This is a genomic window from Cryptosporangium aurantiacum, assembly GCF_900143005.1.
Classification (GTDB): domain Bacteria; phylum Actinomycetota; class Actinomycetes; order Mycobacteriales; family Cryptosporangiaceae; genus Cryptosporangium; species Cryptosporangium aurantiacum.
This window is the reverse complement of the sequence record NZ_FRCS01000008.1, coordinates 34,136-58,898: the sequence shown is the minus strand read 5'-3', so window position 1 is coordinate 58,898 and position 24,763 is coordinate 34,136. Positions and strand designations below refer to the sequence as shown.

At 70.3% G+C, this 24,763-nt stretch carries 24 protein-coding genes; 13 read left to right on the top strand and 11 right to left on the bottom strand.

What is annotated here, in order from left to right:
• Positions 1-23: 23 nt before the first annotated feature.
• The 8 genes from fliF to BUB75_RS25270 all read right to left on the bottom strand — a co-directional run bounded on the left by fliF (position 24) and on the right by BUB75_RS25270 (position 6,122).
• Positions 24-1,643, bottom strand: coding sequence for a flagellar basal-body MS-ring/collar protein FliF (gene fliF, locus BUB75_RS25305; RefSeq protein WP_073260315.1), 1,620 nt, complete (start codon positions 1,641-1,643; stop codon positions 24-26).
• A 20-nt stretch (positions 1,644-1,663) separates the two neighbouring features.
• Positions 1,664-2,074, bottom strand: coding sequence for a flagellar hook-basal body complex protein FliE (fliE, locus tag BUB75_RS25300; RefSeq protein WP_084741687.1), 411 nt, complete (start codon positions 2,072-2,074; stop codon positions 1,664-1,666).
• Positions 2,074-2,478, bottom strand: a complete 405-nt coding sequence (locus BUB75_RS25295) for a flagellar basal body rod protein FlgC (RefSeq protein WP_073260314.1) — start codon at positions 2,476-2,478, stop codon at positions 2,074-2,076. The genes fliE and BUB75_RS25295 overlap by 1 nt, the downstream gene beginning before the upstream one ends.
• Positions 2,479-2,491: 13 nt before the next feature.
• Positions 2,492-2,887, bottom strand: a complete 396-nt coding sequence (gene flgB / locus BUB75_RS25290) for a flagellar basal body rod protein FlgB (protein ID WP_073260313.1) — start codon at positions 2,885-2,887, stop codon at positions 2,492-2,494.
• A gap of 112 nt (positions 2,888-2,999) precedes the next feature.
• Positions 3,000-3,320 carry a hypothetical protein gene (locus BUB75_RS25285; protein ID WP_073260312.1) on the bottom strand — a complete coding sequence of 107 codons (321 nt, stop codon included), beginning with the start codon at positions 3,318-3,320 and terminating at the stop codon, positions 3,000-3,002.
• Between the two features lie 2 nt (positions 3,321-3,322).
• Positions 3,323-3,709: a flagellar export chaperone FliS gene (gene fliS, locus BUB75_RS25280; protein ID WP_073260311.1), complete on the bottom strand. Its 387-nt coding sequence runs from the start codon at positions 3,707-3,709 to the stop codon at positions 3,323-3,325.
• Between the two features lie 8 nt (positions 3,710-3,717).
• Complete coding sequence (gene fliD / locus BUB75_RS25275) at positions 3,718-5,076, bottom strand: flagellar filament capping protein FliD (protein WP_073260310.1); 1,359 nt, start codon at positions 5,074-5,076, stop codon at positions 3,718-3,720.
• Positions 5,077-5,198: 122 nt separating this feature from the next.
• Positions 5,199-6,122 carry a flagellin N-terminal helical domain-containing protein gene (locus tag BUB75_RS25270; RefSeq protein WP_073260309.1) on the bottom strand — a complete coding sequence of 308 codons (924 nt, stop codon included), beginning with the start codon at positions 6,120-6,122 and terminating at the stop codon, positions 5,199-5,201.
• 210 nt (positions 6,123-6,332) lie between these two features.
• Here BUB75_RS25270 and BUB75_RS25265 point away from each other — a divergent pair, with 210 nt between their 5' ends.
• Positions 6,333-7,553 (top strand): GAF domain-containing sensor histidine kinase, encoded by a 1,221-nt coding sequence (locus BUB75_RS25265; RefSeq protein WP_073260308.1) that lies wholly within the window; start codon positions 6,333-6,335, stop codon positions 7,551-7,553.
• Here BUB75_RS25265 and BUB75_RS25260 read toward each other — a convergent pair.
• Both BUB75_RS25260 and BUB75_RS25255 read right to left on the bottom strand, forming a co-directional pair.
• Positions 7,522-8,358 carry a PHP domain-containing protein gene (locus tag BUB75_RS25260; protein ID WP_245806307.1) on the bottom strand — a complete coding sequence of 279 codons (837 nt, stop codon included), beginning with the start codon at positions 8,356-8,358 and terminating at the stop codon, positions 7,522-7,524. The two genes, BUB75_RS25265 and BUB75_RS25260, sit on opposite strands and share 32 nt — an antisense overlap.
• 76 nt (positions 8,359-8,434) lie before the next feature.
• Positions 8,435-9,295 (bottom strand): sigma-70 family RNA polymerase sigma factor, encoded by an 861-nt coding sequence (locus tag BUB75_RS25255; RefSeq protein WP_073260306.1) that lies wholly within the window; start codon positions 9,293-9,295, stop codon positions 8,435-8,437.
• A 365-nt stretch (positions 9,296-9,660) separates the two neighbouring features.
• Here BUB75_RS25255 and flgN point away from each other — a divergent pair, with 365 nt between their 5' ends.
• From flgN to BUB75_RS25205, 10 genes are all read left to right on the top strand, one after another.
• Entirely contained in the window at positions 9,661-10,098 is a 438-nt protein-coding gene (gene flgN / locus BUB75_RS25250; RefSeq protein WP_425430900.1) for a flagellar export chaperone FlgN, read from the top strand.
• A 2-nt stretch (positions 10,099-10,100) separates the two neighbouring features.
• Positions 10,101-11,489 carry a flagellar hook-associated protein FlgK gene (gene flgK, locus BUB75_RS25245; protein ID WP_073260304.1) on the top strand — a complete coding sequence of 463 codons (1,389 nt, stop codon included), beginning with the start codon at positions 10,101-10,103 and terminating at the stop codon, positions 11,487-11,489.
• An 11-nt stretch (positions 11,490-11,500) separates the two neighbouring features.
• Complete coding sequence (locus tag BUB75_RS25240) at positions 11,501-12,409, top strand: flagellin N-terminal helical domain-containing protein (RefSeq protein WP_143175393.1); 909 nt, start codon at positions 11,501-11,503, stop codon at positions 12,407-12,409.
• Between the two features lie 149 nt (positions 12,410-12,558).
• Positions 12,559-13,005 (top strand): flagellar assembly protein FliW, encoded by a 447-nt coding sequence (gene fliW / locus BUB75_RS25235; protein ID WP_218617749.1) that lies wholly within the window; start codon positions 12,559-12,561, stop codon positions 13,003-13,005.
• 52 nt (positions 13,006-13,057) lie between these two features.
• A complete protein-coding gene (csrA, locus tag BUB75_RS25230) occupies positions 13,058-13,300 on the top strand; it encodes a carbon storage regulator CsrA (RefSeq protein ID WP_035850138.1) in 243 nt (80 codons plus the stop codon).
• A 121-nt stretch (positions 13,301-13,421) separates the two neighbouring features.
• Positions 13,422-13,679 (top strand): hypothetical protein, encoded by a 258-nt coding sequence (locus BUB75_RS25225; RefSeq protein WP_143175392.1) that lies wholly within the window; start codon positions 13,422-13,424, stop codon positions 13,677-13,679.
• Positions 13,680-13,924: 245 nt separating this feature from the next.
• On the top strand, positions 13,925-14,860 hold the full coding sequence (locus BUB75_RS25220) for a proteasome assembly chaperone family protein (protein ID WP_073260302.1): 936 nt from the start codon (positions 13,925-13,927) through the stop codon (positions 14,858-14,860).
• A 54-nt stretch (positions 14,861-14,914) separates the two neighbouring features.
• Positions 14,915-15,310 carry a hypothetical protein gene (locus BUB75_RS25215; RefSeq protein WP_073260301.1) on the top strand — a complete coding sequence of 132 codons (396 nt, stop codon included), beginning with the start codon at positions 14,915-14,917 and terminating at the stop codon, positions 15,308-15,310.
• Positions 15,311-15,466: 156 nt separating this feature from the next.
• Positions 15,467-18,247, top strand: a complete 2,781-nt coding sequence (locus tag BUB75_RS25210; RefSeq protein WP_073260300.1) for a putative bifunctional diguanylate cyclase/phosphodiesterase — start codon at positions 15,467-15,469, stop codon at positions 18,245-18,247.
• A 9-nt stretch (positions 18,248-18,256) separates the two neighbouring features.
• Positions 18,257-18,682, top strand: a complete 426-nt coding sequence (locus BUB75_RS25205) for a cupin domain-containing protein (protein ID WP_073260299.1) — start codon at positions 18,257-18,259, stop codon at positions 18,680-18,682.
• 129 nt (positions 18,683-18,811) lie between these two features.
• Here the strand turns inward: BUB75_RS25205 and BUB75_RS25200 are convergent, their stop codons facing one another.
• Positions 18,812-20,284: an MFS transporter gene (locus tag BUB75_RS25200; RefSeq protein WP_073260298.1), complete on the bottom strand. Its 1,473-nt coding sequence runs from the start codon at positions 20,282-20,284 to the stop codon at positions 18,812-18,814.
• Between the two features lie 197 nt (positions 20,285-20,481).
• Between BUB75_RS25200 and BUB75_RS25195 the strand changes: the two genes are divergently transcribed.
• Together BUB75_RS25195 and BUB75_RS25190 are read left to right on the top strand one after the other, a co-directional pair.
• On the top strand, positions 20,482-22,896 hold the full coding sequence (locus tag BUB75_RS25195) for a putative bifunctional diguanylate cyclase/phosphodiesterase (protein WP_073260297.1): 2,415 nt from the start codon (positions 20,482-20,484) through the stop codon (positions 22,894-22,896).
• A 70-nt stretch (positions 22,897-22,966) separates the two neighbouring features.
• The gene (locus tag BUB75_RS25190; RefSeq protein ID WP_218617748.1) at positions 22,967-24,760 is read left to right on the top strand and encodes an ATP-binding protein; all 1,794 of its coding nucleotides are present in this window, start codon (positions 22,967-22,969) and stop codon (positions 24,758-24,760) included.
• Positions 24,761-24,763 lie beyond the last annotated feature (3 nt).

The following is a 24,763-nucleotide window of genomic DNA, read 5'->3' as shown; positions in this document are numbered from 1 at the left end:
CCCGCCCCGAGGCGGAAACCCGCTCATCGACGTGCCGATTCGCGCCGATCACCGAGCCAGCTCCGCAGCAGCTGCGCCACCTCCTCGGGTTGGGTCTCGACCATCGCGGCGATGTCCCGCTGACGGGTCTCCTTGTCCGGGCCGAGGCGGGTGGTGGGCCCGGCCTCCAGGGCCTGCGGTGCGTTGGCCCCCTCCAGCTCGCGTGTCCGCTCGCGCTCCAGTGCGGCCTGCATCTCCTCCAGCTGGAGGCGCTCGGACGGAGTGAGCGTGGAGCGCTGCTGCCGCTTGCGGTTGCGCCTGCTGACGAACGCGGCGATCAGCATCAGCAACGCGATCAGTCCGATCGCCGCGCCGCTCTTGATCGTCGACATCAGCTGGGCCTGCCTCTCCGCGGCCTGGGACGCGGCCAGCTCCTTCGCCGCCTCGGTCGCCGCGGTGGTGTCGAACGGCAGCGCGGTGACCGCGAGGCTGTCGCCGCGGGTCGCGTCCAGGGCCGCAGCCGACTGCACGAGCGTCTGGATCTGCGCGGTGTTGGCGGAGGCGGCGACGCTGGAGTCCAGCAGGACCGCGATGCCCATCCGGCGGATCGTGCCCGGCGCCGACTGCCGCGTCTCGGTCACCGAGTTCACCGCGTTGTTCCGCGTCGTCGTGCTGTTCTCGTAGCTGTTCGTGCCGTTCTGGCCGCTCGGGACCTGGATGTTGTCCGGGCCGAGGACGCCACCGACCGCGGTGCCGTTACCGGAGAACGTCTCGGTCTTCTGCGACTCGGCCAGCGGTGCGGTGTTCGCGTCCGAGTTGTAGGACTGGGTCTTGGTCTCGGTGTTGTCGTAGTCGAGGTCGGCGGTGACCGTGACCGCCGCCTTGCCCTTGCCGACGACCTGCTCGAGCATCGACCGGATCGAGTCCTGCATCTTGTTCTCGAACGCCACGGTCTGCTTCGTGCTGGCGTCGCCGCCGGCCGCGGTCGTCGTCTGGCCGCCCTTGGCCAGCACCGCGCCGTCGGCGCCGGCGAGAGTGACGTCCTTGGCGTCCATGCCCTCGACGCTGGACGAGACCAGGTTGACGATCGCCTGCACCTGGCTGTCCGTCAGGTCCTTGCCCGCCGCGGTCTTCACCAGCACCGACGCGGTCGGCCGTTGCTCGTCGTCGGCGAACACGTCCTTCTGCGGCAACGCCAGGTGGACGGTCGCCGCCTCGACGCCGTCGATCGACTTGATCGTGCTGGCCAGCTCGCCCTCCAGCGCGCGCTGGTAGCTGACGTGCTGCATGAACTCCGACGTCGTCACGCCCTGCTTGTCCAGCAGCGAGTACCCGGTGTCCTCACCGGCGGGCAGCCCCTGCCCGGCCATCTGGATCCGTAGCTCGTAGACCTGGTCCCGGGGGACCATGATCGTGGCGCCGCCGTCGGCCAGCTCGTACTGGACGTTCGCGGCGCCCAGGTCCTCGACGATCGCCGACGCGTCGGTCGGGGAGAGGTTGCTGAACAGCGCGGCCATCGTGGGTTTGGACGCCCACGTGGCGAAGAAGTACCCGCCGACCGCCAGGGCCAGGACCGCGATGACGATCACCGCTTTCTGGCCCGGGGAGAAGGCCTTGAAGCCCTCTACCCCGCGCCGCAGTGCGCGCTTGAGGCGGTCGACCATCGTTTACCTGAGCCCTCTACTCACTGCATCCGCATGATTTCTTGGAATGCGGCCACGGCCTTGTCCCGCACCGTGACGCTCAGCTGGGTGGCCAGCGAGGCTTCCGTCGCGGCGATCGTGTAGTCGTGGACGTCGTTCAAGTTGCCGCTGGCGGCCCGGACCGCCAGCTCGTCCTTCCGGGTCTGCATCGCCTGCAGGCTCTGCAGGCTGTCGGCGAGCTGGGCGGCGAAGCCGCGTGCGCTCTCGGTGGTGCCGTCGCCGTTGTTCGCGGCCGCGTCGAGCGCGGTGGCACTGCCGCCGGTGCCGGCGGTGCCCGTCACACCGATGCCGGGGATCAGAACCGGAGCGATCGGGTCGGCGGCGCCGATCGTGTTGCCGGACAGCCCGATCGCGTTGAGCGAGCCGACGGCGCCGATGGGAGGAATGCTCATCAGGCCTTCCCGAGTTGGATCGCCGCCTGGTAGGAGTCGCGTGCCCGGTCGATGACGGCGAGGTTCGACTGGTATCCGCGCTGGGCCATCAGCAGCTGACCCATCTGGTCGGCGAGGTCGATGTCAGGCATCCGGACGTAACCCTCGGCGTCGGCCAGCGCGTTGTCCGGCGCGTAGACGAGACGGCCCTCCGGATTGCCCTGGACGATGCCCCCGACCTGGACGCCGCCGGTGCCGTCGCCGTAGTCGACGGCCTGCGCGACGACCTGCTTCTCCCGATACGCCTCGCCGCTGGTCGGCCGGGCGTCGTTGATGTTCGCGAGGTTGTCGGAGATGGCGTCGAGCCACTTCCGGTGCACGGTCACGCCGGTGCTGGAGATGCCGATGGCGGGAAAGAGCGTCATGTCGTGTCCTGTGTCAGCCCGCGCTCGCCGCGACCGTGCGGATCGACGAGTACTGGTCGTCCATCGCGCGGATCATCAGCGAGTAACGCAGCTGGGTGTCGACGTTGGTGATGACCTCGCGTTCGAGGTTCACGTTGTTGCCGTCGGTGCGGGTCGGCTCCAGAGAGCGGGCCAGCGACGGCTGGGTGGCCTGGTCGGCCAGCGCGGCCTTGCTGATCTGCGCCCTGGTTTCCCCTTCGAAGCCCTGACCGGCGTCGACGGCCTGCCGCAGGGCGTCCTCGAACTGGACTCGTCCGGCGAGGAACTGGGGCGTGTTGATGTTGGCGACGTTGTCCGCCGTCACGCGCTGCCGCATCGCCAGACCATCCATGGCGGTCTTCAGCACGGTGGACGTGACCGATTCGAACACGGGTCGACGCCTCCGTTTCTCCTCGCGGGTGTCGGTGGAACACAGGTCTCTACGGCGTCCCCGCCGCGTTCCTGAGAGATTCGGTCGATTTCGGGAGCAGTTCGGGTGTCCGTCACATCGCGCGGTCGAGGTACGCCGGTGGGGCGGCGCCGCTGTCGAACAGCTCGATCCGGTTGGCGAGGGCGGCCTGCCGCCGGTTGCCCGCCATCGCGCGGGCGATGCCCTCGGCGGCCGCGATCTGGCGCGCCAGGATGCGGTCGGCGCGAGGCCGGAGGTCGAGCGGCAGCGGACCCATGCCCTCGGGTGGCGCCCAGGGGTCCGTGGCCGGGGTGTCGCGGTTGAACTGGTCGGTGCGCAGCAGCTCTTCGATCCGGGTGACGTCCGCCTCGAGGTCGTCGAGGGCCGCGACCCAGGCCGACCGCCAATCGCTCATGGTCAGGCCGACCCGATGGCCATCGCGGCCTCGCGCCAGGCGTCTCGCAGTTCGCTCGCCAGTTCCTTGGTCGACGCCGCCTTGCCGGCGTCCTGCTTGATGTTGGCCTGCACTAGTTCCTGCAGCATCCACCGGTAGAGCGCGGCGACGTTCTCGGCACCGTCCCAGGCGGTCAGGTCGAGCGTGGCGAGCAGTTCGCTGACGATCTCCTGGGCGTGCATCAGCCGCTCGGCCGCGACGGCCCGGTTGCCGTCCCGGATCGCCTCCTCGCCCTGGGTGATGTCGAGCACGAGCCGGTCGTACAGCATGACGAGCAGCCGGGCGGGTGACGCGGTGGTGATGCTCTCGGCCAGATAGCGGGCCCGCATCGCGGCGGCGGGGTTAGTCATCGGTGACCTCACTCGCTGCTGCTACTGCTGCTCGACATCTGGCTGCTCAGCCAGCTGGACTGGCTGGAGACCTTCGCCAGGGCCGTTTCCATCGCGGTGAACTGGCGCTGCAGGGCGGTCCGGCGATCGGCGAGCTTGGTGTCCCAGTCCAGGATCTCCTTGTTCAGCCGGGTGAGCATCGTCGCGTTGCTCTTGATCTTCGTGGTCAGGCTTCCGCTGATCGAGTCGGTGGCGGCCTTCGCCACGTCCTCCATCGTCTTCGCGAGCCCCTCGGTGACCGCGGTCTGGATCTTCGCCGGGTCCCCGTTGTAGGCCGAGACGAACGTGTCCTTGTTGAACGTCAGCTTGCCCTCGCGGGTCAGCTCGATGCCGAGCTTCTTGAAGCTGCCGAAGGTCTCCAGACCCACGACGTCCTTGTCCGCGCCGCTGCTGACCGAGCTGAGGATCTTGCTGGAGAGCTGCCGGACCGTGTAGTCGCCTGCCAGCGGTCCGCCGGACGACGCGGCGCCGCTGGCGGATGCGGTCCCGGCCGCGGAGGACAGGTTGATCTGGGCGAGCGCACCGTTCGCGGCGTCCACCAGCGCCTGCATCTTCGCGGCCATCGCGTCGGTGTCGGACACGACGCTGACCGTGGTGTCGGCGGGGGCTTTGGTGGCGGTGATCGTCACGCCGGGCATCACGCCGGTGAACGTGTTGCTGGCGTTGGTGACCCTGAACCCGCCGAAGTCCGGGTCGCCGACGATGAGTTCCGCGTCGCTGCCCTGGTTCATGATCTGGGGCTCTTCGTAGAGGCCGGTGATCGCGAACGCGTTCTCGCCACCGGTCTTCGTCGACGCGATCTGCAGTACCGGGCCGTCGCTCGTGGTGATGACCGACGCCCGGACGGGCAGGCCGGTCTTGGACGCGACCTTGTTGATCGCGTCGGCTGCGCCCTGCGGTGTGTTCTTGTCCGGGTCGAGCACGATGGGCTCGGTTTGGGTGCCGACCGTGATGTCGAAGCTGCCGCTCGGGGCGACCGGGGAGCTGGCATCGACGAAGCGCGACGTCGTCCGGTGTGCGGTCGCGAGCTTGTCGATCTTGAACGTCATGTCGCCGGTCTGCGCGCCGGCTGCGGCGGTGACCGTGACGTCGGTCGAGGTGGACGTCGCCTTCGCGGCTTTCCAGGTGTCGGGCTTGATGAGGTCCTGCGCCGCGGTCAGCAGCGACTTCATCTTCGTGTTGACGGTCTGGTAGGCGGTGTTGGCCGTCGTGACGTCCGAGACCCTGGACTTGAGCGAGGTCTGCGGCTGGGACTCCACCTGGATCAGCGAGTTGATCAGCGAGGTGGTGTCGATGCCGCTGGAGAGGCCGCCGATGCTGGTGACCATTACGGTTCCCCCTGTCGGTGGTGCGGGTACGGCGGCGAAAATGGGCAGGGGCGGTCCGCGGTGCGGACCGCCCCTGCTCGTCAACCGTGAGCTCGGGTGGAGCTCACCACTCAGGTGTCAGATCAGCCGAGGAGCTTGAGGACGCCCTGGCCGCTCTGGTTGGCCTGCGCCAGCATCGACGTGCCGGCCTGCTGCAGGATCTGGTTCTTCGAGAACTTCACCATCTCCTGCGCCATGTCGGTGTCGGTGATGCTCGACTTCGACGCGCTCAGGTTCTCGATCGCGACGTTGACGTTGTTGATCGTGTGCTCGAACCGGTTCTGGATCGCACCGATCGAGGAGCGGACCGCCGACACACCCTTGATCGCGGTGTCGAGCTGCGTGATCGCCGCGGTGGCGGCGTCACCGTCCAACAGGTTGGTCCGGGTGGTCGGGTCGGCGGCGTCCGGGTCGCCCAGGCCCAGCGACTCGGCGTCCAGTCCGGTGATGCCGTCGGCGAGACCCGCGGCGCTCTCGGTCATTGCCTCGATCGTGTCGCTGGTCAGGTCCAGACCGATCTGTGCGCCCGGGTTGTTGGTCGCGTCGTAGGCGGCCGAGTCGACCTGGAACTTGCCCTCGTAGGTTCCGCCGAGCAGCGACTGGCTGCCGAACATGGTGCTGCCGGCGATGCGGGTGAGTTCCTTGCCCAGCGCCGCGAACTCGGTGTCGGCCGCCTTCTGGGCGTCCGCGTCCTGAGAACCGGTGTTCGCCGCCTGCACGGCCAGGTCACGCATGCGCTGCAGGATCGACGACGTCTCGCTGAGCGCGCCGTCCGCGATCTGGGCGACGTTGACGCCGTCCTGCGCGTTACGAGCGGCGACCGTCAGGCCACCGATCTGCGACTTCAGGCCCTCACTGATGGAAAGGCCGGCCGCGTCGTCCGCTGCGCGGTTGATCCGGAGACCGGAAGACAGCTTCTCGAGCGAGCCGGAGACCGCCTTGTCGTTGACCGACAGGTTCCGGTAAGCATTGGCGGCCGAGACGTTGGTGTTGATTCGAAGGGACATTACGGAATTCCTCCTGAACGAATGGTCCTTCCACCCGGCCCGTCCGTGGACCGAACACCCAAGTCATCGCTCAGCCTGCCGCTGCCTTGAGTGTTTCGCGAAAAAAGTTTCGATGAAGCTGCGTCCGATCGCTTCACGAGGTTTCGCTAGTTCTAGGATGCTCCGCGCGTGTCCGAGCGCTGTTTACCGCTACCTGACACTATGTGCAGCATGGGGGGTCCGCAGCGCAGCGCGCAGGAGGCGATCCGGCTGCGAAGTCTGCGTGACTACGGAATCCTCGACACCGGCCCGGAGCCGGACTTCGACGCGATCGCGCAGCTCGCCGCCGAGATCTGTGAGGCGCCGATCGCGCTGATCACGCTCGTCGACGAGCAGCGTCAGTGGTTCAAAGCGCGCGTCGGGTACGACCTGGAAGAGACCGACCTGTCGTCGTCGTTCTGCGTGCGGGCCCTCGGCGGCCCGGACGTGCTGGAGATCCAGGACGCGCGCGCCGATCCCCGGTTCAAGGACAATCCGCTGGTCACCGAGGAGCCGCACGTCCGGTTCTACGCGGGCGCACCGCTGCGGGTCGGAGACGGGTACGCGCTGGGCACGGTCTGCGTGCTCGACCACCGGCCGCGCACGCTGTCGCCGGCCCAGCGACGGGCGCTGCGTGCGCTGGCGCGACATGCCACCGCGGAGGTGGAACTGCGCCGGTACGCGCGGGAGGCCGCGGACAACGCGGGCCGGGCACAGGAGCTGGACGTACTCAAGGAGCGGATCCTCAGCACGGTGGGGCACGAGCTGCGCACCCCGCTGTCGTCGATCCGCGGTTACCTCGAGATCCTGCTGGACGACGCCGACCCGGTGGACCCGGCGCTGGCCCGCCAGTTCCTGGGCGTGATGCAGCGCAACTCCGAGCGGCTGCTGCACCTGGTCGACGACATGCTCACCGCGGCCGAGTTCGGCTCAGGCGCGTTCAGCCTGCGCCTGGCCGAGGTGGATCTCGCGGCGCTGGTGACCGCGGTCGTGGAGGAGAACCGCCCGCTCACCGACCATCAGCGGGTGCAACTGGTGCTTGAGGCGCCGGAGCGGGTGCCGGTGCCCGCGGCCCGCCGACCGCTCGAACAGGCGCTGCGGCACCTGCTGCTCAACGCGATCCGCTACACGGTCGAGGGGGAGATCCGGGTGCGGGTCGAGAAGTCCCCGGTGCCCGCGGTGGTGGTCAGGGACACCGGGACCGGGATCGCGGCCGAGGACCTGCCCCGGCTGTTCGACCCGTTCTACCGCGCGCCGGCCGCCGAGGTGGACGCCGTCCAGGGCGCGGGACTCGGCCTGACCGTGGTGCGAGCGATCGTCGAGGCACACGGCGGCACGATCACGATCGACAGCACGCCCGCGGTCGGCACCACCGTGCGCCTCACGGTCGGGGCGGCGCCGGAACCGCGGTGACCCGGGTCGTCCGCCAGAGGTCGTAGGGATGGGCGCCGGGCCGGAAGCCGGCGGCCTCCACCATCGCCGCCGCCTCGCGCAGGCCGGTTCCCAGGTTCTCGGGGAAGTGCGCGTCGCTGCCGAACGTCAGCGTCTCGCCGCCCTCCTCCCGCCACCAGCCGACGATCACCGGGTGCAGCGGTACCCGGGTGTTCACCTCCAGCGCGCGGCCGGTGCCCGCCAGCGCCCGGAGCGCGTACCGGTACTCCTCCTCGAACGCGTGCGGGTCGCACGGACCCGCGTCGGTGGGCCAGTACCGGATCGGGTAGTCGATGTGGGCCAGCACGTGGAAGACGTCGGAGCCGGTGGCCAGCCGCGCCACCTCCGCGAGGTAGTCGCGGACCACGGTCTCGGCCGCGAGCACGTGGTAGGCGTCGCCGGCGTCGTACTCGCGGACGCCGGTCGCGGCGGTGCCGGGCTCCTCGGTGTGTCGGATCGTGTGCACGGACCCGAGGACCCGGTCGAACCCGCCGAGGTCGAGGAGTTCGGCGGTGCGGCGGGTGTGCCAGTGCGGTTCGCTGAGCTCGACGCCGGTGAGGATGCGGAGCCCGGGGAACTTCTCCCGGCAGCGGGCCACCGAGGCGAGGTAACCCTCGACGTCCAGCGCCGGGGGAGTGATCACGCCGTCCGGGTCGGTGTACTGGGACAGCCAGTCGGGGAGCTCACGGTCGGGGTCCACGAGCGTCGTGATGCCGAATTCGGCGTGCTCGGTGAACGCGATCGACGGTAACCCCAACTCGACGGCTCGTGCGCACGTCCGCTCCATGTCCCCGAACGGCGCATCCCACGAAAACTGCGTATGTACATGCCCATCAGGTGGGTACGAGGCCATGGCCCCAGTCTCACCCGGCCGCCCTCGTAGGGGTACCTAGGGGGGTGGTGTGGGAGAGGCGGGTGCGGAGGTCGCCGCGGGCGGCGACGTCGGCGTAGTAGGCCGCGCGCCGGCGCGCCACGCACCCCTCGGGCCGGTCGACCCCTACCACCTGGTCCGGGTCGAGCTGGCTGTTGATGCCGTCGCGGAGGAGCGTGAGTGCTTCGGCGCGGAGTTGGGAGACGCGGGATTCGGTGACGCCGAGTTCGGCGGCGATGACGGCCATCGGGCGTTCGTCGAGGAAGTAGGACTCCACGACGTTGCGCAGCCGTTCGGGCAGCGCGGCGATGGCCTGGTGGAGGTAGCCGATCTTCTCGCGGTGCAGCAGGAGCTCTTCGGGGCCCTGGGCGCGGTCGGGGACGAGGTCCTCGGCGGTGCCCGCGGCGAAGCCCTGCAGCGAGAGCACGACCGCGCGCTGGACGTCGTCGGCGGCGGAGTGCAGTTCGGCCACCGCCACACCGAGGGTTTCGGCGAGCTCGGTGTCGGTAGGGGTGCGGCCGAGGTTGGCGGTGAGTTCGGCGGTGGCCGTTTCGATCTTGCGAGCGCGGTGGCGGACCGAGCGGCTGGCCCAGTCCAGGCCGCGGAGCTCGTCGAGCAGCGCGCCGCGGATGCGGACGGTGGCGAACGAGCCGAACGGGGTGCCGCGGGTGGGGTCGTAGGACTTGGCGGCCGCGGCGAGGGCGGCGAGGCCTGCGCTGGTGAGGTCGTCGCGGTTGACGTGGGCGGGGACGCGGCCGAGCATTTCGCGGACGAGGTGACCGACCAGCGGTAGGTGCTCGCGCACCAGGTCTTCGACGTGCCGGTCGGTAGTGGTGTCAGCGGTGAGGCGCACAGTTTCGGCCCTTTCGCGTCGATCGACGTCTCTGCTTGCCTCGGCTCCCGCCCCCCGCAAAACGGGACCGTCCGAGCCGGGTAATCGCAGACCCTCTGGGCGCAGAGTGCGGTTATCGGTAGCCACACGGGTGCGCCTAGTTGCAGGGTGTAACCCCTTCGACCATCAAAAACACTATTGATCCCATTTGCAACAAAAGTTGCAGCTCGGATCCGCCCCGGGTGCACGGAAACCTCTCAGGCTGTTCGAGGCGCTGCCGACGGTCAGTGCAGCAAGGGGTGCCGTTCCGGTGCTCCGCCGGAGCAGAGAAGGGTCGACCCGTGGCTTTTGCGGATCTGTCGAACATCCTCTGGCGCGGACGGGAGATGCTCGAACTGCTGCTCTTCAAGCTCGAAGAGGAGCAGCTGGTCCTGGCTTCGGCCCGCACCCGCTGGCTCGCTCACGCCACGCGTGAGGTCGAGCTCGTGCTGGAGCAGATCCGCCAGGTCGAGGTGCTGCGCGCGGCGGAGGTCGAGGTCGTCGCGGCCCTGCTCGGCCTACCCCCCAACCCGAGCCTGTCCGCGCTGGCCGAGGCCGCGCCGGACCCCTGGGGAAAACTGTTCGCCGAACACCGGAAAGCCTTTCTGACGCTGACCGCCGAGATCACCGCCCTTGCCGACGCCAACCGCGACCTGCTCACCTCCGGTCACCGCGCGGTCCGGGAAACCTTGCTGACGGTCGGCGGCGCCGTCGAAACCTACGGCCCCCGCGGGAGCACCGTCACCGCGGGCGTCCGTCCGCGACTCGTCGATGAGGCGATGTAGCTATGGCCAGTACCTTTTCCGGCATTTCCACGGCGCTGAGTTCACTGCGGGCCCAGCGTCAAGGGCTCGACGTCGCCGGTCAGAACATCGCGAACGTCAACACCGAGGGTTACAGCAGGCAGCGCACCGAGATGACCGCGGTCGAGGGCGTCTCGAACGTCCCGACGATCTGGGCGAAACAGGACCCGGTCGGAACCGGCGTGAACGTCGGGGACATCACCCGGATCCGCGACGAATTGCTCGAGGCCCGGGTCCGCACGGAGCATTCCCACAATGCGTTCCTGTCCGGCCAGCACGACGTGTTCGAGAACATCCAGACCGTCTTCAAGGAGCCCAGCGACACCGGTCTGCAGGCACGGATGTCCTCGTTCTGGTCGGACTGGCAAGACCTTTCGAACAACCCCGGTGACGACGCTGTTCGGACCAAGGTGATCCAGCAGGGCGGCGCGGTCGCCGGCGCGATCAACGACGCCAACACCCAGCTGAACACGATCTGGAAGTCGGCCCGGACGGCGGCCACGTCGCAGATCGCGGACATCAACACCGCGACGGCCGAGATCGCCAGCCTCAACAAGGGCATCATGCAGGCGAAGGTCGGCGGGCTGCCCGCCAACGAGCTGGCCGACCGGCGAGACGCGCTGGTGCTCAAGCTGGCCGACCTGGCCGGTGCCACCGCGACGCTCCGCGAGAGCGGCGCGGTCGACGTGTCGCTGTTCGGCTCGACGCTGGTGAGCGGCACCGCGTCCCGCGACCTCGCGCCACCCGGCGGCGCCAACACGCTGGCCGAACGGCTGGCAGGCAACAAGGTCGGGGTGACGTTCGCCGACAACGGCCAGCCCGCGGTCGTGACGCGCGGCGAACTCGGCTCCTCGCTCGAGTCGATGAACACGGTGGTGCCGAAGTACGCGACCGCGCTGAACGAGGTCGCGACCGCGCTCATCTCGAACGTGAACACGATCCACACGGCCGGCTTCGACAAGACCGGCGCCGAGGGGGGTCCGTTCTTCTCGGGCACCGACGCGGGCACGGTCAGTATGGCGATCACCGAACCCGACGAGGTGGCGGCGTCGACCGCGGCTAACCTGCGGCTCGACGGCGGGAACGCGGACGCCCTGGGTGACCTCGCGACGTCCGGCACCGGACCGGACGTCACCTATCGGCAGTTGGTCGCTGACCTGGGCGTCGCCGCGAAGAGCGCGACGCTGAAAGCGGAGACCCAGTCGACGATCACCGCCGACCTCGACAGCTCGCACGAGTCCACGTCCGGCGTGAGCCTCGATGAGGAGATGTCGAACCTCCTCCAGTACCAACGGGCCTACGAGGCAGCGGCGAAGTTGATGAACACGATCGACTCGACGCTCAACACCCTGATCAACAACACCGGTCGGTAAGGACTCCTCCCGTGGTCATCCGCGTCACCGAACGCTCGCTCTCGCAGAACGCCATGCGCGGTCTGCAGGCCAACCAGTATCGGTTGAGCCGCACCGAGGAGCAGCTGACCAGCGGCAAGCTGATCTCCAAGCCCTCCGACTCGCCGACCGGCACGATGACCGCGATGCTGCTCCGCAGCGACATGCGGACGCAGACCCAGTACGCGCGCAACGCTGCGGACGGCGTGAACTGGCTCAACACGATCGACTCCACGCTCGGGGGCATCCACGACGGCGCCCAGCGCGTCCGCGACCTCACGTTGCAGGGCGTCTCCGCAGGCACCGGCGGCTCCGACACCGCACGCGCCGCGATCGCCGCCGAGGTCGACCAGATCCGGGACGCGATGATCGGGCTGGCCAACACCCGCTACATCGACCGGCCGGTGTTCGGGGGCACCACGGAGAGCCCGTCCGCCTACGGCGGCGAGGACCCCGACAACCCCGGCGTGGTCACGTTCCTCGGCGATACCGGCGCGGTCACCCGGACGGTCGCCGAGGGCACAAAGCTCCGCGTGGACGCCGACGGCCCGACCGTGTTCGGCACCGGCGACGACCAGATCTTCAAGGTTCTCTACGACATCTCGAAGAACCTGAAGGAGAACCCGGACCAGCTCTCCGCCGACCTCAAACGGCTGGACACCGCGATGAGCTCCATCCGTACCGCACAGGCCAGCGTCGGTGCTCGTTCGAACCGGATCGAGACCATGCAGCAGACCGCCAACGACAGGCAGCTCGAGCTACAGAGCCAACTGACCGAGGTCGAGGACATCGACCTGCCCAAGACCATCACGGACATGACCTTGCAGCAGACCGCCTACCAGGCGGCCCTGGGTGCCACGGCCAAGGTCATCCAGCCCTCACTGATGGATTTTCTCCGCTGACATGCGGACCCAGGAACGGCGTGATGCCGATGAGAAACCCGACCGATCAGTCCAGAGGGAGCCCATGACCCTCACCGCCAAAAAGCTGTCGAATAACCCAGGAGGAGTACATGTCCACGAAAACCAAGTCCGCAAAGTCATCCTCTGACATGGCAACCGACATGTCCCTCGAGCGGTCTGCCAAGTCCGCGGAGGCGGCGGCAGCGGCTGCTGGTGAGACGCTGCCGACGATCGAGTTCGTGTCGCCGATGCCCGGCTTCCCGGGCCGGACGAGTTTCATGCTGGTCCGGCTCGACCAGGTCGGACTGCTCAACTCGCTTCGGTCGGTGGATGACCCGGATCTGCGCCTGTTCACGATCGCGCCGCACCAGTTCTTTCCGGAGTACGCACCGGAGATCGACGACGAGACGATCGCCGCGCTCGGGACTACCGACCCGAGCCAGCTGCTCGTCCTGTTGATCGTCACTGCCGGTGACTCCCCGCGGGACTCGACGGCCAACCTGATGGCACCGATCGTCGTCGACCCGATGACGATGCGGGCCGCGCAATGCGTCCTGACCGGGAGCAACCTGCCGGTCCGCGCTCCCCTCGGCTAGGTCGTCACTCGGCTACGCTGCGGGTACTCGTCCTCGAGGGGGGATACTGCCCGTGCTCGTGCTGACCCGTCGGCCCGGTGAGAGCGTGATGGTCGGTGATGACGTCGTGATCACCGTGCTCGAGGTCCGAGGGGATGTGGTTCGGCTCGGAATACGGGCCCCCCGCAGTGTGCCGGTGCATCGGGAAGAGGTCTTCCTCGAGCTGCGCGCCGCGAACCAGGAAGCGGCGTCTTCCAGCGAGGATGCGGTCCAGGCGCTGAGTCGCCTGATCGGCAGCGACGGCGAGAAGGGCTGACAGGGCGGGCTTCCGGCCGCGTTCCGCCGCCGTGGTGGAACGCGGCCTGCCGGCATGCGTGCGTACGACGGCGCGAGGCTGGGTACCGAGGGTGCGTACCCGAGTTGTGGAGGAGGCTCCCGTGTCGTCTGTGACTGAGCACCCCGAGGTCGTGTCCGACGCCGTCGGCCAGTCCGACGCTGTGGACGTCGTCGAGCTCGCCGAGGTCGTGGAAGAGGGCATCGCCGCCGCTTACGAGCAGGCCGCAGGCGCCCCGGTCGAAACGGCGCTGGAAACCGTGCTCGACGAGGAGCAGGCTCGCGGCGTCGAGCTGAACGAGGACTTCGCACGCCCGTTCGCCGAAGCGATCAGCCGCGGCGAAGATCCGCTTTCGAGTTAGAGGGCGGGACCCTTGGCGAACTAAAGGCTATTCAGCGCGCCGGGTCGGCTGTTGCCGCCCGGCGCGCACTGCTGTCCGGGAGCCCTGCGCCGGTACGGTAGGAGGGGGTGGCCCCCACGCCCCGGAATGCCGACGCGCTCAGCCGACTTTCACCGGATGAGCCGCCGCGGTACCCCCACCGTGGTGACCCCCTCGCCAGGCAGCACCGTCTGGCGAAGAGCCCGCTGTCTGGAGAGGTCGCCGTCATGCCGGACCCCGCGGAGCTGTACGAGATCGTCGGCGACTGGGAGCCCCCGGCCGGCACGGACGCCGACGGTGGGCTCGTGCTGATGCACGCCCTGGACGGGTTCCTCGACGCCGGTTCCGCCGCGCAGCTCGCCGCCAACCACCTGGTGGAGACGCTCGACGGCACGGTCGTCGCCCGCTTCGACATCGATCTGCTGCACGACTATCGCGCGCGCCGTCCTCCGATGGTCTTCGTCGAGGACCACTACGAGTCCTACACCGCGCCACAGCTGGAGCTGCACGCGCTGAAGGACTCCACCGGCGTGCCGTTCCTGCTGCTCACCGGCCCGGAGCCGGACGTCATGTGGGAGCGCTTCACGACCGCGGTGGGCCAGCTCGCCGACCGGTTCGGCGTCCGGCTGGTGATCGGCATGGGCGGCGTCCCGATGACCGTGCCGCACACCCGGCCCACCACGCTCACCACCCACGGCACGCGTCCGGACCTGGTGCGGCGACCGAACGTGTGGCGGGGGAACCTGCGGATCCCCGGCAGCGCGTCGGCCCTGCTCGAGCTGCGGCTCGGTGAGCGGGGCAAGGACGCGATCGGGTTCGTCGCGCACGTGCCGCACTACCTCGCGTCGGTGGAGTTCCCGCAGGCGTCCGCCGCGTTGCTCGACGCGGTCGCGGAAGAGACCGGGCTGCTCCTGCCGGTCGGGTCGCTGCACCAGGCCGGGGTGACCCGGCTGCGCGAGATCGACGCTCAGCTCGCGGACGATCCGCAGGCGGTCGGCGTCGTGAAGGCGCTGGAGGAGCAGTACGACTCGTTCGTGGCCAACCGGCAGCAGGGTGAGCTCGGCGGGGAGCTGGACGAGAACGTGCCCAGCGGTGAGGAGCTCGGCGCCGAACTGGAGCGGTTTCTCGCCCAGCTCGAGCGCGGCGAGGACGACGGCCGCTAGCCGGGCCGCACCTCGGAGGTGTCACGCGGCGGCGCGCGGGGAAACAGTGTTCGCATGAACCCCCGCGCGTCGTTCCACCACCGGCGACCGCATTGGGTCGTGTCCGGGGGATTCTGGTCGCTCCTGGTCTTAGCCGACCTGGCGATCCTGAGCATCTGGGCCGCGATCGGTGCGTTCGTTCTCGCGCTGTGCTGCGGCACCGGGCTGCTGATCCGCCATCGGCGGTTACTGGCGACCGCGGGCGCGTCGGTCGTGATGGGTCCGGGCGGTACGCCGGTCGAAGCGACACCGCTCGCCGTCGCGCCAGAGCCGCCCCCGTGTCCCGCCGGCCCGCCCCCCGCGGCTCCCGCGCCGGTGGCCGACGCGGCTGCGCCCCCTGCGCCCCCTGCGCCCCCTGCGCCCGCGGTTGACGAGGCGGCGCCTGGGGAGCGACCGGCGTCACCGGCCTGATCCGGCGATCCCCTCATTCCGGGCATCCCGGATCCGATGGTCTGACTGCGGCGTGTGCCGGTATCTCCGCGACGTTCGACGCCGAGGCGCTCCGCGATGTGGACGCATGGCACACTCCCGCGGACAGCGGGTAATCAGACGACGGGTGGGCTGCCGGTGACCGACGGGGTGGCGAACGTGCACCGGGGCACCGAGGTCCCCGCGCGTCCGACGATCCCCCGGTTCCGCCCGACCCCGCTGCTGGCCGGCTCGCTGCTCTCGCTGGTCGTCGCGTTCGGCTGGGCCGCGTTCGCCGTCTCCACCGACGTCGAACGGCACGTCACCTCGGTCGTCGCCTGGCTGATCGTCCCGTTCGCGATGCTGCTGACCGCCGAGGCCTGCCGCCGGGCCGGCCGCTCGCCCCGGTTGCCCGCGCCCGGCCGGGCGCTGTGGAGCCGGCTGCCGGTGACGCTGCTGCTCTTCGCCGCCGGGATGACCGCGAACGCCGCCGAGGTCTGGGCCGACCACAACGGCAACCGCGAACCCGGCTGGTTCTCGATGGCCTGCTACGCGGTCGGTGCGCTGCACCTCGTCTGGACGCTGCTGCGGGTCCCCACCGGTAACCGGCCCCGCAGGCAGCTGCTCACGCTCGGGCTGGACATCGGCGCCGTCGTCATCGCCGCCGCGCTCTACCCGATCTACTTCTGGATGAACCAGCTGCTCTACGCCGACCGCGCCGACTGGCTGCCCGCGCTGTTCGTCGCCGGCGTGCTGGAGTTCATCGCGGTCGTCGTCATCGTCAAGGTGACGGTCGCGGGCCCGCAGCTGGTGGACCGCGCCGCGCTCATCCTGCTGGCGCTCGGCGTCCTGGCCGGGATCAGCGTCGCGATCGCGTTGCCGCTGCTCGGTGTCGACGACCGGCTGGACAGCGGCCAGCTGGCCACGCCCGCCGCGTGTTTCCTGATCGTCTGCGCGGCCGACCGGCAGGTCCGGGCGGCCGGCCGTGGCACGCGCCGGTCCGGGCAGCCGCAGCGCCAGCGAGCCTGGAGCGTGATCCCGTACGTCGCGATCGGCGCCACCGACGTCCTGCTGCTGGTCGCGGTCGGCACCGAGGTCGGGCCGTTCGACGCGGCCTGGGTGGTCGCGGTCGCCGCGGTGGTGCTCACCGGCCTGGTCGTCGGACGACAGGTCGCGGCCCTGCACGAGAACGGCCGGTTGCTGCGGAGCCTCGACGGGACGCTCGCCGAGATCCGCAGCCAGGAGCGGCGGTTCCGGGCGCTGGTCCAGAACTCCACCGACATCGTGCTGATCACCGACCGGGACGACCAGACGCGGTTCGCCACCCCGAGCACGTTCCGGGTGCTCGGGTTCGCGCCGGACGAGCTGCCGGCCCTCAACCCGATGACGCTGATCCACCCCGACGACGCCGAGCCGGTCCGGGCGGCGATCGACTCGATCGCCGACGAACCGCGGGGCGTCGTGACCTACCACGCCCGGGTCCGGCACGTCGACGGCTCGTGGCGGATGCTGGAGATCGTCAGCACGAACCTCTACGACGACCCGGACGTCCGCGGTCTGGTGAGCAACGCCAGGGACGTCACCGAGCGGCGCCGGTACCAGGATCAGCTCAGCCACCAGGCGACCCACGACGGGCTCACGCGGCTGCCGAACCGGACGCTGTTCCTGGAGCGGACGCAGACCGCGCTGGCTGAGCTGGCCGAGTTCCCTGACGCGCCGGTCACCGTCGCGCTGATCGACCTCGACGACTTCAAGACGATCAACGACCGGCTCGGCCACGGCGCGGGCGACGAACTGCTGGTCGCGCTCGCCGACCGGCTGCGCCACGCGGTTCCACCCGGGCAGGTCGTCGCCCGCCTCGGCGGGGACGAGTTCGCGGTGCTGCTGGTCGGGTCAGAGCCTGAGCAGGCGACCGCGCTCGCCGAAGCGCTGATCGACGCGTTCTGCGCTCCGGTGCCCGCCGGTGGTCACGACCTGCTGGTCCAGGCCAGCATCGGGCTGGCCGACGCGCGGCTCGGCGACGACAACACGGAGCTGCTGCGCCGGGCCGACGTCGCGATGTACGCGGCGAAGGAGGCCGGGAAGGGCCGGTACGCGCACTACGACGCCGACATGGACCGGCGGAGCATCGAGTCGGCGCGGATGGGCGCGCAGCTGCGGCAGGCACTCGACAACGGCGAGTTGCGGATGGTGTACCAGCCGATCGTGACGCTGCCCGACGGCGCCCTGACCGGCGTGGAAGCGCTGGTGCGGTGGCGGACCCCGGACGGGCAGTCGATCTCGCCGGCTCGGTTCGTGCCGGTGGCCGAGCGCAACGGGCTGATCGTGGGGCTGGGCGAATGGGCGCTGCGGACCGCGTGTACGCAGGCCGTCCGCTGGCGTGACCGGCCCGGCGGATCGCCGCTGACTAGCGTCAACGTCAACGTCTCTGCCCGGCAGCTGCGGGAGCCCGGCTTCGCGGAGCGGGTGCGGACGATCCTGGCGGATGTCGGCTTGGCGCCGGAGTGCCTGACCGTCGAGGTGACCGAGACCGCGGTGTTCGACGGCGGCCGGGCACTCGACGAACTGCGTGCGCTGGACGATCTGGGCGTGCGGATCGCGCTGGACGACTTCGGCACCGGGCACTCGTCGCTCGGGCTGCTGCGGACCTGCCCGGTCGACGTCCTGAAGGTGGACAGGTCGTTCGTCGAAGGGATCACCGGGACGACCGAGCAGGCGGCGATCGCGACGTCGCTGATCGAGATCGCGAAGGGGCTCGGGCTGCGGGCGGTGGCCGAGGGGGTGGAGAGCGCGGCGCAGGCCGAACGGCTGTACGAGCTGGGATACCAGTACGCGCAGGGCTTCCACTTCGCCGGCGCGATGGACGTCGACCAGATCGACGCGCTGCTCGAGCGGCTGGACGATGAAGCCCGGGTGGTCGGCGACCTGACGCATTCCTAAGCTGGGCGGGTGACAAAACCGGCGTTGGCGCAGGCACTCGACCTCGAACCGCACCCGGAGGGCGGGTGGTTCCGGCAGACCTGGCGGTCGCCGGTGGAGTTCCGGCCGGACGGATATCCCGGTCCGCGGGCGGCGGCCACCGGCATCTACTTCCTGCTCGCGCCCGGCGAGGTGTCCCGGTGGCACGTGGTGCGCTCGGACGAGCTGTGGCTCTGGCAGAGCGGCGGCCCGCTGGTGCTCACGATCGCGTCCGGCCCGGATGCGGACGATGCGCGCGAGCTGGTACTCGGACCGGATTTGACCGCCGGGCACCAGTTTCAGGGGTTGGTGCCCGGAGGCCAGTGGCAGGCCGCCCGCCCCGCGGGCGATGCCCCCGTACTCGTGAGTTGCATCGTCGCCCCCGGCTTCGAATACGAAGACTGGCAGCTCGCTTAACCCTGCACACCCCCAGCGCGCGAGGGTGGGTGAGCAACCACGCACGGGCGGGCGGGACGACTCGGTGGACGCGGTGAGGGCCGGTCGCGGAAGCGACCGGCCCTCAGCCATGCAGGCGTAGATATCGCCCTAGACGCCCGCGAGCTTGGACGGGGACTTGCGCAGGTACACGAACCAGGTGACTGCGAAGCAGACGACGTAGAGGCCGATGAACCCGAGGTAGGCCGCGTCGGCGTTCTTGTAGGTCAGGAACGACTGGCGGAACATGATCTGCACGAGCGCTCCACCGAACGCGCCGATCGCGCCCGCGACGCCGACCAGCGCGCTGGACAGGCGGCGGGCCTCGTTCGCTTCCCAGTCGGCGTCAGCGCCCTCGGACGCGTGGCGCTGAGCCTTGGCGCGGAAGATCGCCGGGATCATCTTGTAGGTCGAGCCGTTGCCGACGCCGCTCAGGATGAACAGCGAGATGAAGCCGACGTAGAACAGCGCCAGCGACTTCTCCTGCGAGGCCAGCAGCACCAGGCCGGCGAAGAGGCCCATGCCGACGAACGTGACGAGCGTGATCCGGGCGCCGCCGAAGCGGTCGGCCAGCCAGCCACCGGCGGGGCGGGCGATCGAGCCGAGCAGCGGGCCGAGGAAGATCACCTTCAGCGCGTCCAGCGAGGCCGCGGCCTGGGCGGCCTTGAGCACGGCCGGATCGGCGGTCGCGACGGTGACTCCGGCCGGCAGGTTGTCCGGCACCAGGAACTGGGTCAGGACCTGGCCGAACGCGAAGCTGAAGCCGATGAACGAGCCGAACGTGCCGATGTACAGCAGCGACATGATCCAGCTGTGGCGGTCCTTGATCACGTCCCGCATCGCGCGCTTGTCGTTGCTTGCGTGGCTGAGGTTGTCCATCTTCACCGCGGAGAGCACGGTGACCAGCACGATCGCCGGGATGTACAGGGCGGGCACCAGACGCGGTTCGACGCTGGCGGCCACCCCGCCCGCGGCGGCCAGCACGATCAGGCCGACGATCTGCACGAGCGCGACGCCCAGGTTGCCACCGGCCGCGTTCAGGCCGAGCGCCATGCCCTTGAGGCGGTTCGGGTAGAACGCGTTGATGTTCGCCATCGAGCTGGAGAAGTTGCCGCCGCCGACCCCGGCGAACGCGGCCACGATCAGCAGCGTGCTGAACGAGACGCCCGGCTCCAGCACGATCGCGGTGGCGATCGCCGGGATGAGCAGGAGGCTCGCCGAGACGATCGTCCAGTTCCGGCCGCCGAACTTCGCCACCGCGAACGTGTAGGGCAGGCGGAGGAACGAGCCGACGAACGCGGGAACCGCGGTGAGCAGGAACTTGTCGTCCGGGGTCAGCCCGTACTCGGCGGCGGGCAGGAACAGGACGAGAACGGACCACATGGTCCAGATCGAGAACCCGATGTGCTCGGAGAGGATCGAGAAGATCAGATTGCGGCGGGCGACTTTTTTGCCGCCCGCTGCCCAGAACTCGGGGTCCTCGGGGCGCCAGTCGTCGATCCAGCGGCCTGAGCGGCGTACCGGCGCGGCCGCCGTGGTCGTGGGTGTGGTGGTGGTCTCGGTGGGTGCTGTGGGCACTGCCATCGGGTTCCCTCTCGTCCGGCGTTGCCCGACGCTAAAAATTCGCTGTTTCCCTTCGGTTGGATGACCGCGTCGCCTGCGCAACATCTCCCGCACGCGGCGAATCGGCGACGGTTAGGGGCGGCCGTCGGTGCAGAACGGTTGATTCGTGGGGGAAGGCTCGCGAGTCGGCACGGCGGCGCCGATGGAACGCCGTGACCATGCGTGTACGTCTCACCGAGCAGCCGGGGCGGCTGACCCGGGCGGCGTTGCTGTGCGCGTTGCTCAGCTTCGGTTACCTGGTGCTCGCCTGGAACGGTCCGATCGCGCCGCCGATCGTCGGCTGGATCCCGCCGCTCGCCGTCGTGCTGATCGGGGTGGTGGCAACCGGCCGGCTGGTGGTCGCGACGCCGCTCCCGGACGCGTCCCGCCGGTTCTGGCGGATGATCGCCGCCGCGGTCGGCCTGATCGCGGTCGGTGCGGTGAGCCAGCTCGTCGACGCGGTCGGGCATCCGGGCGGTCCCAGCCAGGTGATGACCCTGCGGACGACGTCGTGCTTCCTGGCCGGGTTGGGCTTGATCCTGGTCGCGCTGCTGATGGTGCCGGTCAACCGGATGACGCGGACCGCGTGGGTGACGTTCGCGCTGGACGCGGGCACGGTGCTGGCCGGGAGCGCGCTGTTCACCTGGTACTTCGCGCTGCGGTCGGCCGGCGGCTTCGTGGCGGCGACCGGCTCGACGCTCCCGCTGGTGGGGACCGTCGCGGCGGGTTTCCTCGGCGTCCTGGCGTTGCTGAAGATCTCGTTCGCCGGCGTCCGGCAGGTCGACGCCGGTGCGCTGCAACTCCTCGCGCTCGCCGCGCTCACCTCGGCGAGCACGGCGGGGCTCACGCCGCTTTTCGCGGTCCGGCCGTACGTCAACTCGTCGCTGCTGTCGTTCCCGCTGGCCTATCTCTTCCTCACCGCGGCGGTGGAGCGGCAGCGGCGGGCGGCGCTGGCCGCGCTGGACGCGTCGCCGGTGGCGGCCGAACCGCGTCCGGGGCGGTTCCGATGGCTGTACCTGCTGCCATACGTCGCGATCGCGCTCACCGACGTCCTGCTGCTGCACACCGTCCAGGGCCACCGCGACGAGCAGCCGGTCATCCTCGGTGCGGTGCTGGTGACCGCGCTGGTGGCGGCCCGGCAGCTGGTGAGCTTCCGGGAGAACGGCCGGCTGGTCGACCAGCTCGACCAGACCGTCGCGGAACTGCGGACGTCGGAGAATCGGTTGACGTTCCAGGCGAGCCACGACGGGCTGACCGGGCTGGCCAACCGCGTTCTGCTGGCCGAGCGGATCGATGCCGCGTTGACGTCCCCGGCCGCTGCCGACGACGTGGCGATGGCGCTGATCGACCTGGACGACTTCAAGTCGGTCAACGACCGGCTCGGGCACATCGTCGGCGATCAGTTGCTGGTCGCTGCGGCGGCGCGGATCCGGGAGGCCGTCGGGGAGGGTGACACCGTTGCCCGGCTCGGCGGGGACGAGTTCGCGGTGCTGTTCCGTGGTGTGCGTACCGACCCGGAGCGGCCGGCGGCCCGGGTCGGGCAGATCCTCGCCGCGCTCGCGGAGCCGCTCCGGATCGACGGTCACGAGCTGCGGATCCGGGCCAGCGTCGGGCTGGCCGACGGATGGGTGGCCGCCGACTCCAACGAGCTGATCCGTCGGGCCGACGTCGCGATGTACGCGGCGAAGACCGGCGCCGGTGGCTGGGCGCGTTTCGTCCCGGCGATGGACGCGTCCGCGGTCGAGGCGGCCCGCCTGGCCGCCGGCCTGCGCGACGGTCTGGGCCGCGGCGACTTCCGGGTCGTCTACCAGCCGATCGTCACGCTGCCCGAGCAGCGGATCGCCGGGGTGGAGGCGCTCGTCCGCTGGCACGACCCGGAGCGGGGGCTGATCCCGCCGGACCGCTTCATCCCGGTCGCCGAGCGCAGCGGGCTGATCGTCCCGCTCGGCCGCTGGGTGTTGCGCGAGGCCTGCGGGCAGGCTGCTGCGTGGTCGGCCGTGTACGGCGGCGCCGCGCCGTCGCGGGTCTGCGTCAACGTGTCGCCCCGTCAGCTGGACGAGCCGGACTTCGTCGACGACGTGGCCGCGGCGCTCGCCGACTCGGGGCTGCCCGCGGAGTACCTGGTCGTCGAGGTGACCGAGACCGCGGTGTTCGGCGGCGGGCGGGCGGTCGAGGCGCTGCACGCGCTGCGGGCGCTCGGCGTCCGGGTCGCGCTGGACGACTTCGGCACCGGCCACTCGTCGCTGGGGCTGCTGCTGACCTGCCCGGTCGACATCCTGAAGGTGGACAAGTCGTTCGTGGACGGCGTCACCGAGCCCGGCGACCGCGCGGTGATCGTCGAGTTCCTCTGCCAGGTCGCGCGCGGCCTGGAGCTGGACACGGTCGCGGAGGGCGTGGAGGACGCCGCGCAGGCGGCGCGCCTGCACGAGCTGGGCTACCGGAAGGGACAGGGCTACTTGTTCGCGCGGCCGCTACCCGCCGCGGAGCTGGCCGATCTGTTGCTCGCCGCGCTCGCCCCGGCGGCTCCGCAGGCGCTGTCCGCGGCGGGTGCCGCGGCGGGTACCGCGGCTCCGCAGCCGGCGCTCTCCGCGTAGACGGGATTGTCCGACGGGTGGGGTAGCGTCCGGTGGTCATGGGGCACCTGATTCTGACCGGGACGCAACGATGACGGCCGCGCCGAGCTGGCTCGCCGAAGGGGGCGCCGTGGAGCCTGCCGTCCTCCCGTGGGTAGGCCGGGTGCTGGGCACCGAAGACGCCACCCCGCTGCAGTTCCATGTGGCGCTCCGGGACGACGCGTATCTGCAGCTCGACGACGTGGTGGTCACCGTCCGCGACGTGCCGGGGCTGGGCCCGGTGCTCACCGCGGGCGTCGTCACCCAGGTCACCGCGCGGCACGAGGGCGCGCAGTTCAGCTCGGACGTGTTCCTGATCGCCGACGGCGTCCTCCCGGCGCAGGTGCAGGAGGTGGCGGAGATCGCCACCACCCGGGTCGAGCCCGAGGTGTACGTGCCGCCGCGCCCCGGCGAGCCGGTGCGTCGCGCCACCGGCGAGGAGCGGGCGATCGCGCTCTACTTCGACCGGATGGACCGGAAGGTGCCGGTCGGCCTCGGCCGCGACGGGACGCCGATCTACGTCAACCTCGACTTTCTCGACGGCACCCGGGGCGCGCACGTGTCGATCTCCGGCGTCTCCGGCGTCGCGACCAAAACGAGCTTCGCGTTGTTCCTGCTCTACGGCCTGTTCCGGTCGGGTGTGCTGGGGCGCCGGACGGTGAACACCAAGGCGCTGATCTTCAGCGTCAAGGGCGAGGACCTGTTGTTCCTCGACCATACGAACACCAAGCTGGACGAATCACTCCGGGCGCAGTACGCGATCATGGGGCTGCCCGCCGAGCCGTTCGCCTCCACCGGGTTCTACGCGCCGCCGCTGCCCGGCGACACGACCGGGCGGCCCGACGTCCGGGAGCGGGCGACCGGCGTCCACGCGTTCTGGTGGACGATCGCCGAGTTCTGCCGCAGCGAGCTGCTGCCGTTCGTCTTCGCGGACGCGGAGGACGAGCGCAACCAGTACACGATGGTGATCCACCAGGTCGCCGCCCGTCTGCGGATGGACGCCGTCCCGGCGGGCACCGACGGTGCGGTCACGATCGACGGCCGCCCGGTGCGCACCTACGACCAGCTCGTCGATCTGATCGCCGACAAACTCGCCGACGACGACACCCGCTCGGCCTGGGCCGGTCCGGTGACCGGTGCCGGCACCGTGAACGCGTTCCTGCGCCGGCTGCGGTCCTCGTTGCGGGCGTTGCGGCCGCTCATCCGCGGTGACCTGCCGGAGACGCCGACCCGCCGAGTGTCGACGGAGAACCAGCAGCTGACCGTGGTTGACCTGCACAATCTGCCGGAGCGGGCGCAGCGGTTCGTGGTCGGTGTCGTGCTGGCCGCGGAGACCGCCCGCAAGGAGGAGGCCGGGGCCGGCGGGCTGCTGTTCACGATGCTCGACGAGTTGAACAAGTACGCGCCGCGGGAGGGGTCCAGCCCCATCAAGGAGGTGCTGCTCGACATCGCCGAGCGGGGCCGCTCGCTGGGCATCATCCTGATCGGGGCGCAGCAGACCGCCAGCGAGGTCGAGCGGCGGATCATCTCGAACAGCTCGATCAAGGTCGTGGGGCGGCTCGATCCGGCGGAGGCGGGGCGGCCCGAGTACGGGTTCCTGCCGCCGGGCCAGCGGCAGCGGGTCACGCTGGCGAAGCCCGGCACGATGTTCGTCGCGCAGCCGGAGATCCCGGTGCCGCTCGCGGTCGAGTTCCCGTTCCCGGCGTGGGCCACGAGGCGCAGCGAGGCCGGGGATACCCCGGCGGGGACGCCGCCGACCACGGTGAACCCGGTGACCGGCGAGATCACTGGTCGCGACCCCTTCAAGCGGCTGCCCGCCGCCCCCGCCGACGACGCGCCGTTCTGACGG